Below are 15,594 nucleotides of genomic sequence, written 5' to 3'. Positions count from 1 at the left end.
ACGGGGGAGTAGATGTATGAAAAATGGTATGACTTACATTCAATTATTAAATGAAACGTTACATTGCTATGCAAGTAAAGGAAGTTTAGAAGCGTACACTTATATAATGGAGCATGCTAAAGGTATAGTAGGGAATGAGGCTCAAATATATAATTTTAAATATGCATTAGCGAGTGCAGCAGGACTTGAAGAAGAAGCGTTGCATTTAATGAAGGAAGCTATTATAGAAAAGGGTTTTTGGTATGGAAATGAGTATTTAATTTCGGACGACGATTTAAAACCACTACATAAATTTGAAGAGTTTCATCAAATGGTTCAATTATGTAAAGAAAGAGAAGAGTTAGCAAAGAAAACAGAACGAGCAGATGTGAAATATATAGAAAGTAAGAAAAAAGAAAAACTATTTATTGCAATGCACGGTGATCAAGAAAATATAGGAATAATAGAACCATATTGGAAATCTGTTTTGGCACAAAATTATACGTTAGCTTTACCACAGTCTTCGAAAATCCAGTTTTCAGATGGGTTTGTATGGGATGATTTACATAGAGGGAAAGAAGAATTAAAAGAGCATTACGATAAGCTTATAGAGAACCGTACAGTAGAACATGTAATAATTGGTGGTTTTTCTGCTGGAGCAAGAGTAGCTCTATATACAATTTTACAAAAAGATATAGCTGTGGATGGGTTTATTTTTATGGCACCGTGGCTTCCAGAGGTTGAAGAATGGAATGAGTTGCTGGGAGTACTACAGGATAAACATATAAAGGGATATATAGTCTGCGGTGATCAAGATGAAGATTGTTTCGAATGCACACAGCAATTTGTACAATTATTAAGAGATAAGAATATAGAACATAAGTATAAAATTATACCTAACTTAAATCATGATTATCCTATTCACTTTGAAGAGGTATTGAAAGAAGCTATTGAATATATAGGGAATGAAAACAATAAGTAGTAAGAAAAGGAGATGCATCATATGTGATGTATCTCCTTTTTAAAATTATAAATTAAAAGCATTTGCCAATAAGCGATAAGAATTCAATTTATCTTCAAATCGATGAGTAATAGTGACAATCATAAATTCTTCAGTATTGTACGCTTTGCTTAAGTTTATGATTTTTTCTTTTACAGAAGACGGATCGCCTACTATCATACGTTGACGATTTTCTTTTATACGGAATAAATCATACGTGCTATATGAATAATTTTGAGCAGTTTCGATAGAAGGAGTACCAGTTGTACGCTTTCCTTGTTCTAGTAATAAGATTGATAAATCTAAACTAGAAGCAATTTTTTCCGCCTCTTCATTTGTTTCTCCGCAAATAACAAAAATAGCTACGATTGATTTTGGTTTATCTCCTAAATAGGAAGGTTGGAATTGTTTTTTATAGGCCTCCATTACCTCGGGTCCACCGTATCCGTTTATGAACTGTGCGAATGCAAAGGAAGCACCTTGTTGTGCGGCAATCTTTGCACTCTCTCCGCTAGAGCCAAGCAACCACATGTCAGGAGATGTGGGAATTACAGGAGTAGCCTTTAAATTTGCATAATGATGGTTTTCTGGTACTTGATCATGTAAGTACATTGCAACATCTGCAATTTGCTCTGGATATTGATCAAGTGAGACCATTTTTCCTTCTTGAAGTGCGCGAGTTGCAATGGGCATACCACCAGGTGCTCTGCCGACACCAAGGTCAATACGATTTGGATAAAGCGCTTCTAAAACACGGAAATTCTCAGCAACTTTATACGGGCTATAGTGAGGTAACATAACACCACCCGAACCAACTCTCATACGCTCCGTTTTTGCTGCAATATGAGAAATAAGTATTTCTGGACTTGAACCAGCAAGGCTTACAGAATTGTGATGCTCTGATACCCAAAAGCGTGTATATCCGAGTTTTTCAACTTCTTGTGCAAGCGTAACTGTATGTGAAAAAGCTTGGGCTGCCGTACTACCATCTGAAATAGGGGATTGGTCTAATACACTTAATTTGATCATAGAATATACCTCTCAATCTTAATGTACATCCTATTATATATTTACTTACGAAAAATGCGTAATGAAATGCTCAAAATAAAAAGTGGATAAATTATATATCCACTTTTAATGTAAAAATCCTCGTTCATAATGATTCATTTCGACTACATTTAAAATATATTCGTAGTTATCAATCTCAAGTTTTATTTGTTCACGCTCTTTTTTAGATAGATGCATATTACTAAGTTTGTTGCATAGCTGTTGTTTCTTTTCTTCTAAATACTTTTTTGTAGCATTGTAGTCGTAAGTTGGTTTCATTTTTAACCACTCCTTATTTGCTGTTGCTATATTATACGAAGCGTGAAGAGATGTGAGAGCGATCTCTTATGTATTTTCAGTGAATATTCAACTTGCTCTGTTGTTATGTTTATGGAAATTTATGAATAAAATGCACTAAACGACTAATGCCCATTTGATGAAGTAAGGGGTGGAATTGTGCAGAAAGATATAATGTATAACACGGAGATGGATGAAACGTTAAAAATTATAAATAAAGGATTAAAGAAGACGACGAGTCCGAAGCAAATTATTGTAGTAGGGGCTGGCATGGCTGGATTAGTTTCGGCATCTTTATTAAAAGCTGCGGGACATGAAGTGAAGATTTTTGAGGCAAACAACCGGGTAGGTGGCCGCATAGAGACAGTTAGAATGGAAGATACCGGTTTATATTTGGATGTAGGGGCGATGAGAATTCCGTATTCGCATACATTAACGATGGCATATATAAGAAAATTTGGGCTACAGGTAGGCCCTTTTATTAATAGGAATGAGACTGATATTATTTACGTAAACGGCCGAAAAACGACATTAAAACAATATGAAAAAGAGCCAAGTATATTAAAGTATCCTGTGGAAATGAATGAAGTTGGGAAAACATCTGAGGAGCTATTATTGTTAGCGGTACAGCCTATTATAAATTTTATTAAAAAGAACCCAGAGAAAAATTGGGATGTTGTAGTAAATGATTTTGGCAGATACTCTACAGGACAATTTTTAAAGTATCACCCTTATCAATATAATACTTACTTTTCACCAGTAACAATTGAGATGATTGGCGTTTTGTTGGATTTAGAAGGTTTTTTAGAAAGGTCATTCGTTGAGACATTACGTTTTTTATACATTATGCAAGAGGAGAGCGGATTTTGTGAAATAATAGGCGGTAATGATAGATTGCCAAAATCTTTTTTACCACAATTAGAGGAAGATATTATATATAATCAAAAATTAATGAAGCTACATCAGCATGATAATGGTGTGACAGCTTTCTATCGAAACGAAGAAACGTTTGAATATAGTAGTATTACAGGGGACTTAGTTATTGTTACCATTCCGTTTTCGACAATGCGGTTTGTAGAAGTAGATCCATTTGATTCTATATCTCATGAGAAATGGAAAGCAATTCGTGAATTGCATTATATGCCAGCGACAAAAATAGGAATTCAATTTAAAAGTCGATTTTGGGAAGAACAAGGACAGTTAGGTGGCAGAATTATAACAGATTTGCCAATTCGTTACGCCTATTATCCAAGCTATGGAATTGGAGAGAAGGGACCAGCTATGATGCTAGGAAGCTATACATGGTCTTATGATGCGTTGTTATGGGATGGCTTATCAAAGGGTGACCGTATTTATTACACATTACAAAACTTAGCAACGATATTAGGTGGTCAAGTATATGATGAATTCTTATCAGGTATATCAAAAAGTTGGACGTTGGATCCATATGCACTTGGAGGGTTTGCTCTATTTCAGGCAGGTCAAGAATCAGAGTTGCAACCAGCGATTGTCAAACCAGAGGGAAGAATATTCTTTGCTGGAGACCATACAACGTTATATCACGGATGGATACAAGGGGCAATTGAATCTGGCGTTCGTGTTGCGGTAGATGTAAATGAATTAAATGTATAAAGTTCAGAAATTTCTTTACTGTATAGTTTGAGATGGATATTATTATATATAAAAGAATTATAGGGAGTGTTTACAGTGAATCCATTATTATTCGATTTTCCTTCTGAATTTTATACTGAAAGGCTATTGATTCGAATGCCGAAACCAGGTGATGGTAAAGCTGTATACGATGCCATTCAAGCTTCTATGAAAGAATTAAAACCATGGATGGTTTTTGCACAAAAAGAGCAAACAGAGGAAGAAGTAGAAGTGAGTATTAGAAAATCACATATTCAATTTTTACAGCGTGAGGACTTAAGATTACTAGTTTTTTCGAAAGAAACAGGCGAGTTTATCGCATCTAGCGGATTGCATCGCATTAATTGGGATATACCCCAATTTGAAATCGGGTATTGGATTGATTCGAGGTTTAGTGGAAAGGGCTATATGGTTGAGGCTGCAAAGGGGATAACAGACTATGCTTTTTCTGAACTGAAAGCAAACCGCGTAGAAATTCGTTGTGATTCTTTAAATAAGAAAAGTAGAGCGATCCCTGAGAAATTAGGTTTTAAATTAGAGGGTGTTTTAGAAAGTGCGAGTGTTGCAGTAGATGGAAATGGCTTAAGGGATATGTGTGTATTTGCGATGACTAGAAATACATATGAAAAAGAAGAGCTGTAGAGAAACGGCTCTTCTTTTTGTGTATTATGGTACAGGATGTCCGTTAGAGCTTTCGAAAATTGTAAACCATTGTTGACGGTCTAAGTTAACTTTTGTAGCAAGAGTGGCTGTTTTAACACGATCTAATTTACCAGAGCCGATGATTGGCAACATTTTAGCTGGATGTGCAAGTAACCAAGCATACATAACCGTATCGATACTAGAAACACCTAGCTCAGTAGCAACTTTTTGCACAGTTTCACGTACACGTACAGCACGTTCTGATTGACCAGTAAAGATTTCTCCGCCAGCAAGAGGTGACCAAATCATTGGATTGATTCGTTTTTCCTGACATAAATCAATTGTTCCCTTTTCAAAATGCTCAAGCTGCAGAGCTGATACTTCAATTTGGTTCGTAATAAGCGGGAAATCTAAGTATGAACTTAACATATTGAATTGGGAAGGTAAAAAGTTAGATACACCGAAATGACGAACTTTTCCTTCTTGTCTTAAGCGTGAGAACGCTTCTGCCACTTCATTTGGATCCATGAAAGGATCAGGACGATGGATAAGTAATACGTCAATATAATCTGTATGTAAATTTTTAAGTGAAGCTTCTGCACTTTGAATAATATGTTTTGCACTAGTGTTGTAGTGAGCAACATAACGCTCTGGAAATTTCGGTGATGGGGGAGCGATTCCACATTTTGTGATGATTTGCATGTTTTCACGTAAGGAAGGCTTTAGTTGTAATGCCTATCCGAACAGTCCTTTACACGTATAACCGCCATAAATATCAGCATGATCAAAAGTAGTAATTCCCATATCCATACAATCTTCAATGAAAGAAAGTAATTCTTGTTTTGTCATATTCCATTCTGCTAAACGCCAAAAACCTTGAATCATACGAGAAAATTCGAGTGTTTCGGCCATTTGAACTCGTTCCATTATAAGTGCCCCCTTGATGAATGAATAATATTTTGAAAAGGCTTTCTTGCTACATATTATTATATAGTTACAGTGTCGTACATACAATAAATATGTTTTGCTACAAAAACGATTTTTTCTATATGCTATAATGTAGAAACATATAGCTATAAGGAGAGGTACAAAATGATTCCAGTAACAATATTAACTGGTTTTCTTGGATCAGGGAAAACGACATTATTAAATCGCATTTTATCAGAGAATCACGGTCAGAAATTGGCGGTGATCGTAAATGAAATCGGGCAAATTGGTATTGATAATCAGTTGATTATGAATGTTGAAGAAGAAATTATGGAAATGACAAACGGCTGTTTATGCTGTACTGTACGTGAGGATTTACTCGTTGCGTTAAAACAATTACTGGACGTAAAAGCAGAAGGGAAAATGGACTTTGATGGATTAGTAATTGAAACGACGGGTCTTGCAAATCCAGGTCCTATTATTCAAACATTCTTTTTAGATCCTGTTATTCAATCTGCATACCAAATTAATGGTGTTGTAACAGTAGTAGATAGTTATCATATACATAAACATTTTGAAAAAGGGCTAGAAGCAAAAGAACAAATTGCATTTGCTGATGTTGTATTAGTGAATAAGTTAGATTTAATTGAAGAGAGTGAAAAAGAAAATCTCTTACATGAATTGCAAGGAATAAACCCGACTGCAAAGTTAATTCAGTCGACTAATTGTGATGTGGATATTCCATCGTTACTACAAATTCAAACGTTTAAAACGAAAGATACGTTACAAATTTATCCTCATACAGAGCATAATCATTTAGAAGGTGTAAAATCGTTTGTACTACGCGAAGAGCGTCCGTTAGATTTACAAAAACTAAATGAGTGGATGTCAGCTGTCGTTCAAGAACTAGGAGAATATTTATATCGCTACAAAGGAATTTTATCGATTGATGGAGTGGATAAACGTATCGTTTTCCAAGGCGTACATACGTTATTTGCTGCTTCGTATGATAGAGAGTGGCAAGAGGGCGAAGATCGAGTAAGTGAAGTTGTTTTCATCGGAAAAGATATTAATAAAGAATGGTTCCAAGCACATTTCGAGGAGTGTGTGAAATAAGTCTGCGTTTATTGCAGGCTTATTTTTTGGACTTAACTAAGTGTTTTGTAGAAAAATACTAGATTGCCAAAAACGAAGGACTAAAAAAACCTGTTTTCACAGGTTTGTATGTTCATCTAAAAGTAACTCCATTACAACACCTACAACAGGGCCTTCATCATCAATATCGCCATTTAAACGGAAGCCAAATGACTCATATAATCCCATTGCAAGTTTGTTGTCTGGGTGTAAACTTAAATAAATTGTTTTACATTCAAATTTATTTTGTAAGAATTGAATAAGCAAGCGAAGGAAACGTTTTGCGTATCCTTTTCCTTGATATTGTTGGTCAATCATAAAGCGGTCTAACCATACGCTTTTACGTTTTTCACAATACCATCCATACATTGCATATCCTACAAGTGTTTCTCCATCATATAAACCTACTGACGTTCCGTTTCCCTCATATAATGATTCTGCTAAAGAAAACGCATTGCTTTCAATAAATTGTTGCTGGTCTTTTGCGACGTTTAAAGCAGCTACCGAACGCCAATTTTTTTCTGTTACTTCACAAATGTGAAGAGTCATAATTCCAACTCACCTTCTAAATTAATATAGCTTAAAAGCTAATATGGATAATTTTACTTGTTATTTTGGTCAAGTCAAGCAGAAACACATAAAAAAAGAAGCTGAATGTCGTATTCAGCTTCTTATCAAAAGTTGGTTAGTTAGTAGCTTCTTTCAATGTGTTTACGTTTTCTTCCATTAAAGTGAAGTAATCTTTATTATTTTTCGCATCGTCTTCAGAAATAGTAGCTAAGTGATTTAAGCGTAAAATCTTTGTACCTGTTTCTTTTTGAATAACGGATGCTACTTTTGGAGTAGAAAATGTTTCAAATAAAATATATTTTAGATTATGTTCTTTTACTGTTTTTGTAATGTCAGCAAGTTGTTTTTGAGATGGTTCATCAGAAGCTGAAATACCGGCTATAGCAATTTGTTTCAGGCCATAGCGTTGTTCCCAGTATCCATAAGCCGCATGAGAAACTAAAATATCTTTCGTTTTTGCATTCGCAACTGCTGCTTTAAATTGATCATCTAAATCAGTAAATTTTGTTTGAAGTGCTGCAAAGTTTTTTTCGAACTCTTGTTTATGGTCAGGTTGTAATGCTACAAGTGCATTTTTAATTTTTTCTGCTTGTTTCATTGCTAGAGTAGGGTCTAACCAAATGTGTGGGTCTTTATCGTGATGATGTTCATCCTCTTTATGGCCGTCTCCGTGATCATGATGCTCTTCTTCAGTAGAAGTACGCAGTTCAATACCTTTTGATGCATTTACAATTTTAACGTTTTCTTTTTGTAATGTTTTTTCCATTTTTTCAGCAAATGGTTCTAATTCAGCACCGTTATAAACGAATAAATCGGCTTTTGCAACTTGTACTGTTTGTTTCTGACTTGGCTCAAATGTATGAGAATCGGCACCAGGCGGATAAATTGCTTCAACAGTTACATAGTCGCCACCAATTTTTTTTGCGAAATCTGCAAGAGGAAAAATAGTTGTATAAACAGTTAGCTTTCCGTCTTTCTTGGCATTACCTTCTTTTGTATTTGAGCAGCCAGTAAAAATTAAAGTGAAAATAAGTAAGAATGAAAATATAGTCAATCTTTTAGGCATGAAGTTCTCCTCTTTTCTTTTTTTACGGATATATTTTCCCCAATTATAGAAGAAAAATATCATTTTAACACAAAACGGAATAATTACGTTTCAGTTTGCGAACTTAGTATAATACATCTTTTATAAAGTTGCAATAAATAATAATCATTCCGATTTGATTTTGTTATAAAGTTGTCAAATATAGGTGTGTTATTTTTGCGAATACATGCATATGTGACAACGCTGTGTTCATATATATGAAAGGAGGGTGTAGAGGGGGCTGAGTGTTTGGGTTACTTAATGGAAGCTATTTTATTGATATTAGCGGTAGTATTACCATTAGCCGTAGTCTTAATTTTTTTAAGAAGATTAATAAGTAATTTAGGAGATGCATCAACCGTAACAAAATTACGAGAGAAAGATGAGAAAAAAGAGTGAGTAAAGCACTATGCGTACGCATAGTGCTTTACTTGTGGTAAAATGAGAGAAGGAAACTCCTAAAAGTTGTATGTTACTAAAGGAGAGAAAAGTAAAATAAGAGGTATATGCATATATGAATAAGCGAACAGCGTTAGTACTTGGTGCAAGTGGTTTAGTTGGGCAAGAGATAACGCGTCTATTACTTGAATCAGATTACTACGATTCGGTTACTATTTTTGTAAGAGAACCAATGCAATGGCAACATGAAAAGTTACAGCAAAAGCAAGTAGATTATTTGGCATTAGAGGAATATAAAGAGTTCTTTGCTGTAGATGACGTATTTAGTTGTCTAGGAACAACAATCAAAAAAGCAAAAACGAAAGCTAATTTCAAAAAGGTAGATTATGAATATACGTTACGAGCGGCTTGTTTAGCTGAAAAACAAGGGGTGCAAAATTTCCTTGTTGTGTCCTCAATGGGAGCGAATCCTAAATCGTTTTTCTTTTATTCACAAGTGAAAGGAAGAATGGAAGAGGAATTGCAAAAGTTAGTAATTGGTGGTATTCACATTTTTAGGCCATCTTTATTAGTGGGAAATCGACAAGAATTTCGCTTTGGTGAAAGAATGGCGGAAAAATTATCTCGTATGATTCCTTTTATATTTAAAGGAGCCTTCAAAAAGTATAAACCAATTTCCGCTAAAGATGTGGCAAAAGGGATGTATATAACTGCTTTGCGAGAAGAATCAGGTATCCACATTTATAATTCGAATGAAATTACAACGATAGAATAAATAAAACCGAGAAGAAAAGCTTCTCGGTTTTATTTATTTGTACTGATTTTCCCAGGCGCTCGCTCGTATTGATACGGTTCTTCTAATTCAAAGCCAAGTTCATTGGCGGCTATTCTTGGGAAGTAAGGATTGCGAAGTAACTCACGTCCGATAAAAATTAAATCTGCTTCGTTATTATTTAAAATTTGCTCTGCTTGTGCCCCGGTCGTAATCAATCCAACTGCACCAGTTGCAATGTTAGCATGCTCTTTAATATGTTTAGCATATTGTACTTGATACCCAGGGTAAACATCGATGCGCGCAGGTACAACAGCCCCAGAGCTACAATCGATTAAATCTACTCCTTGTTCTTTCATCCATTTTGTATATTGTACATAATTTTGAACTGTTAACCCGTCAGGATGATAATCATTTGCTGAAATACGAACAAATAACGGTCCGTTCCAAACTTCATTTATCGATTCAATGATTTCACGTAAGAAACGATATCGATTTTCAGGTGAACCACCATATTCATCAGTCCGCTTATTGGTAAGTGGAGAAAGAAATTCATTAATAAGATAACCGTGAGCACCGTGTATTTCAATAACGTCAAATCCAGCTTGTTTGGATCGTACTGCAGCTTGCTGAAAAGCTAATACAGTATCTTTAATTTGGTGTTTGCTCATTTCTATTGGCATTTTCATTGTTTCATTAAATGGAATGGCTGAAGGAGCTAACGCATCTGTTTCTAATTCTGCTTTTCTTCCAGCATGAGCGAGTTGAATGGCAGCTCTTGCACCATTATCGTGTATAAAAGTTGTCGCTTTATGTAAGCCTTCAATTAAACTGTCATCCCAAATGCCTAAGTCTTTATTTGAAATTCGACCTTCAGGTAACACGGCTGTTGCTTCAATCATAACTAAACCAACTTGACCAGCAGCTCTTGTTCCATAATGAATAAGATGGAAATTCGTTATTTGGCCATCCTCGTTTTTCGATGAATACATGCACATAGGTGACATAACAATCCGGTTTTTTAATGTAACGTCTTTAATTGTATAAGGTGAAAAAAGTTTGTAATTCATCCAATAGCCTCCTAGATTGAATTTTCTTACATTGTATCATTCTCGTTTTTGTTTCTCGAATAAAACGCTTATACGAAAAATTTTGTCTATTCGTGTTACAATAACAAATATGAATTGAATTGGAGGATGGCATATGTATCAGGCTTATTATGAAAGTGAATTAGGCTTGCTAGAAATTACAGCGAACGATAAAGGAATTACGTCTGTTATATTTGTTGATGAGAGACAAGAAGAACATACAAATGAAATGATAGATCAATGTATAAATGAATTAGATGAATATTTTAAGGGAAAGAGAAAAGAGTTCACAGTTCCGCTGTCTGCTGAGGGAACATCATTTCAAAAAAACGTATGGGATGCGCTCTATACGATTCCTTATGGCGTAAGTGCTTCATATTTAGATATTGCCGAGAAGGTCGGAAATACGAAAGCTGTACGAGCAATAGGAGGAGCAAATAGTCGCAATCCCATTTCAATAATCGTTCCGTGTCATCGTGTAATAGGGAAGAGCGGAAAACTTGTTGGGTATGCGGGTGGTTTATGGAGGAAAGAGTGGTTATTAAAACACGAAGGTATTTTGAAATGACGTATGGATGGGAAGAGGGATTGTTTTGAAATGTATAAATTGTGGGCAACTTTGCGAGGGAAATCAGCTGAATTGTGAAAGTTGCCAGCGGAATTTGCATACTGAACAGAGTGAAGGAAGCTCGCTAATAGACAAGGAATTAGAAGTATATGTAGGGAGACAATATCCGTATTACAAAAGGAAATGGGAGCTTGAGGAAAAGCGGATTGCTAGGTGGAGCTGGAATGGTTGGGCAGCTATTTTCAATGTAGGTTGGCTCGGATATCGTAAGTATTATTTACCTGCAGCTTTATTTGTAGTGTTATTATTAGCGTGTGATGCGTTTTCTTATTATATGGGCTTCAACGTAGCATTGCCGATCATTAATATGGTGCCTCTTACGTTTCTATTACTCGTTTTTATTTTATTTGGAATGGCGATTTTTGCGAATGGATTATATTATCAATTTGCAGAAAGGCGTATATATCGAATAAAAGCAAGAGAAATTCAAGATGGATCGGTTGAAAAGTACCTCATTCGTGATAGTGGTGGAACGAGTAAAATGGGAGCAACAATTGTTACGATTTTAGCGGTTGCTAGTATTTTTATCAGCCATTTCTTTTTCCCGACTGATCGAGATATTATTCAAAAAGTTCGTACAAGCTCGCTATATGAATATCCATTCCTTTCAATTGGTGAATCGTTTGAAAATTATTTTAGAAATCCGGGTTGGGCATATTATCGTGGCACTGAAGGATTAGAATTGGTAGAGTTCCAAGGGGATAGTCCGGATATGTCGAAGAAAAAGGTTACGATCCAATTTGTTGTTGATTATAAATTGGGTGAGATTGAGCCATACTCACTTATGATTAATGGCGAATCTAAAAATGAGGAAGAATTTTTAAAGATAATGGACGAAATATTTAAAGTTCAAAATCCATTTGACATAGAGGATGGATTACAAGTAAAAGAAAAAGAAGTGGATAGTAGAGCTCTCTATCCGCTTCTTTTTTTGTATATACGAAAATAATATTTGAAATAATCTGAATCTTTTGTATAATAATATGTATTATACTGGCTTTCATTTATACATATAGATTGGGGGAAGGAACAATGAAGAGAAAGGTAACAACGATTGCTGCAGTTGCATTATCGACTAGTATATTAGTTGCAGGTTGCGGAAATGGGGAGAAGGCATCTACAACGAAGAAAGAAGCAGGTAAGGAGGTAGCAGATAAGCAAGTATTAAACTTACTAGAAACAGCAGAAATTCCTTCAATGGATACGTCAAAATCAACAGACTCTGTATCATTCCGTGCCTTTGTAAATGCAATGGAAGGATTATATCGTTTAGATAAGGATAATAAACCAACTCCAGGTATGGCAAAAGATGTGAAAATTAGTGAAGATAAAAAGACATATACATTTGAATTACGTGATGCAAAATGGTCAAATGGTGATCCAGTTCGAGCGCAAGATTTTGTATATGCATGGCAACGTACATTAGATAAAGCAACGGCAGCTGAGTATGCATTTATTTTATTTGATGTGAAAAATGCACAGAAAGTAAATAAAGGAGAGTTACCGTTAGATCAATTAGGAGTGAAAGCGAAGGATGATAAAACGTTAGTAGTAGAATTAGAACAACCAGCACCATATTTTCTTGAGCTTACTTCATTCCCAACATTCTTCCCTTTAAATGAAAAATATGTGAAAGAACAAGGAGATAAATACGGATTAGAAGCAGATAAATTATTATATAATGGACCGTTTACGATGAGTGAATGGAAACATGAAAGAAGTTATCAGTTAAAGAAAAATCCTAATTATTGGGATAAAGATACTGTGAAGTTAGAAGAAATTAATGTGAATATTGTGAAGGAAACAAGCACAGGAGTAAATTTATATGATAGTGATCAAGCGGACCGTGTTATTTTAACTTCTGAATTTGTTGATAAATATAAAAAGAATAAGCCAGATGAATTTAAAACGAAGTTAGATCCGCGTATGTATTTCTTACGATTTAACCAAAAAAATGCAACGTTTAAAAACCAAAAGGTTCGTGAAGCAATTGATCTAGCATATGATAAAAAAGGAATTGCAAATGTTATTTTAAATGACGGATCATTGCCAGCATATTTCTTAGTACCTGAAAAATTTACGACAGGACCTGATGGGAAAGATTTCCGTACTGTAAATAAAAATTTCCGTGACAGTAAAGATAATGCAGCAAAAGCAAAAAAAATATGGGAAGAAGCGAAGAAAGAACTTGGCCAAGATACAATTACAGTAGAATTACTAAATGATGATAACGGTAGTCGTAAAAAAGTAGGAGACTTTATTAAAGAAGAGTTAGAGAAAAACTTACCTGGTATTAAAGTGAATTTAAAACAACAGCCATATAAGCAGAAGTTGGATTTAGAAAAGAAATTTGAATATGAATTCTCGTTATCTGCATGGAGTCCAGATTACCCAGATCCAATGACTTATATTGATATGTTTGTTACTGGCAGCTCATTTAATGAAATGGACTATTCTAATCCGAAGTATGATGAGTTAGTAGCAAAATCAAAAGGAGAGCTATTAAAAGATGATAAAGCACGCTGGAATGCACTTGCAGAAGCGGAAAAAATCTTAATTGGTCAAGATGCTGCCATTTCTCCTACGTACCAACAAAGTACCGCATACTTAGAGAAACCATACGTAAAAGGTATTGCAAATCATACGTTTGGTGGGGACTTCAGTTATAAATGGGCATATATTACAAAAAAATAGTATAATAAAAGATGAGAGAATTTTCGCTCATCTTTTATTTGTATAGGAGGAATTAGAGTTGTTAAAAGGAATCAATCATCTTTGTTTTTCAGTATCTAATTTAGAAGATTCTATTACATTTTACGAAAAAGTATTGGAAGGAGAATTATTAGTTAGAGGAAGAAAACTTGCATATTTTAATATATGTGGAGTATGGATAGCGCTTAATGAAGAAATACATATTCCAAGAAATGAGATTCATCAATCTTATACGCATATTGCGTTTTCTGTTGAACAGAAAGACTTTGAACGTCTACTGCAGCGATTAGAGGAAAACGATGTTCATATTTTACAAGGAAGAGAACGGGATGTAAGGGACTGTGAATCTATCTATTTTGTTGATCCTGACGGCCACAAATTTGAGTTTCATTCAGGGACATTGCAAGACAGGCTTAATTATTATAGGGAAGATAAACCTCATATGACGTTTTATTAAGGGGGGCAAAGAAAGTTGCATGCGCTAGTAATTGGTGGAACAGGAATGCTAAAGAGGGTGTCTATGTGGCTTTGTGAGCAAGGGTTTCATGTTTCTATTATTGGAAGAGATGAAGTGAAATTAGAAAATGTTAAACGAGAGAGTGCTATACCAGAAAATATCACATGCCTTCCGTTAGATTATCATAATGATGACGATGTAAAGGTAGCTATTAAAAGCACAATTGAGCGGAATGGCCCAATAACATTAGTTGTCGCATGGATACACTCAAGTGCAAAAGATGCGTTATCACTTATTTGTAGAGAATTAGACTTGTCGCCTGAAACATACGAAGTTTTTCATATTTTAGGCAGTAAAGCGTCGAGAATAGCCTCACAAAAAATAGGTGGTACGCGATGTAGCTATCATAGAATAATTTTAGGTTTTATATTAGAAGATACATACGCAAGATGGCTTACTCATGAAGAAATATCGGATGGGGTAATAAAAGGAATTGAACGTAAATGTAATGAATGGATTGTAGGACGAGTAGAACCGTGGGAATTGCGGCCAACATGGTAAGGGGGAATTGAAGTGAAGACAACGGTATATGTAACAAGGCATGGTGAAACGGAATGGAATGTAGCGAAGCGAATGCAAGGACGGAAAAATTCTGCTTTAACTGAAAATGGTATACTGCAAGCTAAGCAATTAGGAGAGCGAATGAAAGATTTATCTATTCATGCAATCTATAGTAGTCCGAGTGAAAGAACCCTTCATACTGCAGAGTTAATAAAGGGAGAACGTGATATACCGATAATCGCGGATGAGCATTTCTATGAAATTAGCATGGGTATATGGGAAGGACAGACAATTGATGATATAGAAAGGCAATATCCAGACGACATACAGTTATTTTGGTATGAGCCACATCTTTTTCAGTCAACATCAGGAGAAAATTTTGAGGCTGTTCATAAAAGGGTAATTGAGGGGATGCAGATTCTTTTAGAAAAGCATAAAGGAGAAAGTATATTAATTGTCTCCCATGCGGCAGCAGCAAAATTACTTGTAGGACATTTTGCGGGTATTGAAATAGAAAATGTGTGGAATGATCCATTTATGCATAGTGCTAGTCTCAGTATAATAGAATTTGAAGATGGTAAAGGTGAAGTGAAGCAATTTGCAGATATAAGTCATTTTCAATAAAGCGGGATAAACGTAAAAAAGGC

Annotated in this window: 17 protein-coding genes and 1 pseudogene; 12 read left to right on the top strand and 6 right to left on the bottom strand. The window is 35.1% G+C overall.

Translation table 11 applies throughout. The features are described from left to right. Positions 1 to 16: 16 nt before the first annotated feature. Positions 17 to 961 (top strand): alpha/beta hydrolase, encoded by a 945-nt coding sequence (locus QCI47_RS18090; protein WP_309422699.1) that lies wholly within the window; start codon positions 17 to 19, stop codon positions 959 to 961. Between the two features lie 45 nt (positions 962 to 1,006). Here the strand turns inward: QCI47_RS18090 and QCI47_RS18085 are convergent, their stop codons facing one another. Continuing rightward, on the bottom strand, positions 1,007 to 2,008 hold the full coding sequence (locus tag QCI47_RS18085; RefSeq protein WP_000594051.1) for an LLM class flavin-dependent oxidoreductase: 1,002 nt from the start codon (positions 2,006 to 2,008) through the stop codon (positions 1,007 to 1,009). 105 nt (positions 2,009 to 2,113) lie between these two features. Next, entirely contained in the window at positions 2,114 to 2,305 is a 192-nt protein-coding gene (locus QCI47_RS18080; RefSeq protein ID WP_048556901.1) for a DUF3896 domain-containing protein, read from the bottom strand. A gap of 177 nt (positions 2,306 to 2,482) precedes the next feature. On the opposite strand from QCI47_RS18080, the gene QCI47_RS18075 reads away from it, so the two are divergent. Together QCI47_RS18075 and QCI47_RS18070 are read left to right on the top strand one after the other, a co-directional pair. Further along, positions 2,483 to 3,955 carry a flavin monoamine oxidase family protein gene (locus QCI47_RS18075; protein ID WP_001168138.1) on the top strand — a complete coding sequence of 491 codons (1,473 nt, stop codon included), beginning with the start codon at positions 2,483 to 2,485 and terminating at the stop codon, positions 3,953 to 3,955. Between the two features lie 75 nt (positions 3,956 to 4,030). Then, positions 4,031 to 4,615 carry a GNAT family N-acetyltransferase gene (locus QCI47_RS18070; protein ID WP_001068763.1) on the top strand — a complete coding sequence of 195 codons (585 nt, stop codon included), beginning with the start codon at positions 4,031 to 4,033 and terminating at the stop codon, positions 4,613 to 4,615. 24 nt (positions 4,616 to 4,639) lie between these two features. On the opposite strand, the pseudogene QCI47_RS18065 reads toward QCI47_RS18070, so the two are convergent. After that, positions 4,640 to 5,542, bottom strand: a pseudogene (locus QCI47_RS18065) (aldo/keto reductase). Between the two features lie 165 nt (positions 5,543 to 5,707). Between QCI47_RS18065 and QCI47_RS18060 the strand changes: the two are divergent. Beyond that, positions 5,708 to 6,658 carry a CobW family GTP-binding protein gene (locus tag QCI47_RS18060; protein ID WP_000613439.1) on the top strand — a complete coding sequence of 317 codons (951 nt, stop codon included), beginning with the start codon at positions 5,708 to 5,710 and terminating at the stop codon, positions 6,656 to 6,658. A 96-nt stretch (positions 6,659 to 6,754) separates the two neighbouring features. Here QCI47_RS18060 and QCI47_RS18055 read toward each other — a convergent pair whose 3' ends face one another. Together QCI47_RS18055 and QCI47_RS18050 are read right to left on the bottom strand one after the other, a co-directional pair. Continuing rightward, positions 6,755 to 7,225, bottom strand: coding sequence for a GNAT family N-acetyltransferase (locus tag QCI47_RS18055; RefSeq protein ID WP_000172423.1), 471 nt, complete (start codon positions 7,223 to 7,225; stop codon positions 6,755 to 6,757). Between the two features lie 136 nt (positions 7,226 to 7,361). Further along, positions 7,362 to 8,312: a metal ABC transporter substrate-binding protein gene (locus QCI47_RS18050; protein WP_001126173.1), complete on the bottom strand. Its 951-nt coding sequence runs from the start codon at positions 8,310 to 8,312 to the stop codon at positions 7,362 to 7,364. Between the two features lie 267 nt (positions 8,313 to 8,579). On the opposite strand from QCI47_RS18050, the gene QCI47_RS18045 reads away from it, so the two are divergent. Continuing rightward, positions 8,580 to 8,729: a hypothetical protein gene (locus QCI47_RS18045; protein ID WP_000540927.1), complete on the top strand. Its 150-nt coding sequence runs from the start codon at positions 8,580 to 8,582 to the stop codon at positions 8,727 to 8,729. A gap of 115 nt (positions 8,730 to 8,844) precedes the next feature. Then, complete coding sequence (locus QCI47_RS18040; protein ID WP_001042754.1) at positions 8,845 to 9,504, top strand: oxidoreductase; 660 nt, start codon at positions 8,845 to 8,847, stop codon at positions 9,502 to 9,504. A 29-nt stretch (positions 9,505 to 9,533) separates the two neighbouring features. Here QCI47_RS18040 and namA read toward each other — a convergent pair whose 3' ends face one another. After that, on the bottom strand, positions 9,534 to 10,571 hold the full coding sequence (gene namA / locus QCI47_RS18035; RefSeq protein WP_353811903.1) for an NADPH dehydrogenase NamA: 1,038 nt from the start codon (positions 10,569 to 10,571) through the stop codon (positions 9,534 to 9,536). 133 nt (positions 10,572 to 10,704) lie between these two features. Here namA and QCI47_RS18030 point away from each other — a divergent pair, with 133 nt between their 5' ends. From QCI47_RS18030 to QCI47_RS18005, 6 genes are all read left to right on the top strand, one after another. Continuing rightward, a complete protein-coding gene (locus tag QCI47_RS18030) occupies positions 10,705 to 11,157 on the top strand; it encodes a methylated-DNA--[protein]-cysteine S-methyltransferase (protein WP_000283892.1) in 453 nt (150 codons plus the stop codon). A 25-nt stretch (positions 11,158 to 11,182) separates the two neighbouring features. After that, positions 11,183 to 12,166 (top strand): DUF2628 domain-containing protein, encoded by a 984-nt coding sequence (locus tag QCI47_RS18025; protein ID WP_002170269.1) that lies wholly within the window; start codon positions 11,183 to 11,185, stop codon positions 12,164 to 12,166. Positions 12,167 to 12,249: 83 nt separating this feature from the next. Further along, positions 12,250 to 13,911 carry a peptide ABC transporter substrate-binding protein gene (locus QCI47_RS18020; protein WP_061130924.1) on the top strand — a complete coding sequence of 554 codons (1,662 nt, stop codon included), beginning with the start codon at positions 12,250 to 12,252 and terminating at the stop codon, positions 13,909 to 13,911. A gap of 58 nt (positions 13,912 to 13,969) precedes the next feature. Continuing rightward, complete coding sequence (fosB, locus tag QCI47_RS18015; RefSeq protein ID WP_000911692.1) at positions 13,970 to 14,386, top strand: FosBx1 family fosfomycin resistance bacillithiol transferase; 417 nt, start codon at positions 13,970 to 13,972, stop codon at positions 14,384 to 14,386. 15 nt (positions 14,387 to 14,401) lie between these two features. Then, complete coding sequence (locus QCI47_RS18010) at positions 14,402 to 14,947, top strand: short-chain dehydrogenase (protein ID WP_061535804.1); 546 nt, start codon at positions 14,402 to 14,404, stop codon at positions 14,945 to 14,947. A 12-nt stretch (positions 14,948 to 14,959) separates the two neighbouring features. After that, positions 14,960 to 15,571 (top strand): phosphoserine phosphatase 1, encoded by a 612-nt coding sequence (locus QCI47_RS18005; protein WP_061535803.1) that lies wholly within the window; start codon positions 14,960 to 14,962, stop codon positions 15,569 to 15,571. Positions 15,572 to 15,594: the final 23 nt, after the last annotated feature.

The sequence above is a fragment of the Bacillus cereus group sp. RP29 genome (genome assembly GCF_040459765.1).
GTDB classification, from domain to species: Bacteria; Bacillota; Bacilli; order Bacillales; family Bacillaceae_G; genus Bacillus_A; species Bacillus_A paranthracis.
This window is presented reverse-complemented; position numbering and strand designations above follow the sequence as displayed.

Bases quoted from the DNA above. Each gene is read 5' to 3' on its own strand.
- QCI47_RS18090 (WP_309422699.1), top strand. From the start codon at position 17: ATGAAAAATGGTATGACTTACATTCAATTATTAAATGAAACGTTACAT.
- QCI47_RS18085 (WP_000594051.1), bottom strand. From the start codon at position 2,008: ATGATCAAATTAAGTGTATTAGACCAATCCCCTATTTCAGATGGTAGT.
- QCI47_RS18080 (WP_048556901.1), bottom strand. From the start codon at position 2,305: ATGAAACCAACTTACGACTACAATGCTACAAAAAAGTATTTAGAAGAA.
- QCI47_RS18060 (WP_000613439.1), top strand. From the start codon at position 5,708: ATGATTCCAGTAACAATATTAACTGGTTTTCTTGGATCAGGGAAAACG.
- QCI47_RS18055 (WP_000172423.1), bottom strand. From the start codon at position 7,225: ATGACTCTTCACATTTGTGAAGTAACAGAAAAAAATTGGCGTTCGGTA.
- QCI47_RS18050 (WP_001126173.1), bottom strand. From the start codon at position 8,312: ATGCCTAAAAGATTGACTATATTTTCATTCTTACTTATTTTCACTTTA.
- QCI47_RS18040 (WP_001042754.1), top strand. From the start codon at position 8,845: ATGAATAAGCGAACAGCGTTAGTACTTGGTGCAAGTGGTTTAGTTGGG.
- namA (WP_353811903.1), bottom strand. From the start codon at position 10,571: ATGAATTACAAACTTTTTTCACCTTATACAATTAAAGACGTTACATTA.
- QCI47_RS18030 (WP_000283892.1), top strand. From the start codon at position 10,705: ATGTATCAGGCTTATTATGAAAGTGAATTAGGCTTGCTAGAAATTACA.
- QCI47_RS18020 (WP_061130924.1), top strand. From the start codon at position 12,250: ATGAAGAGAAAGGTAACAACGATTGCTGCAGTTGCATTATCGACTAGT.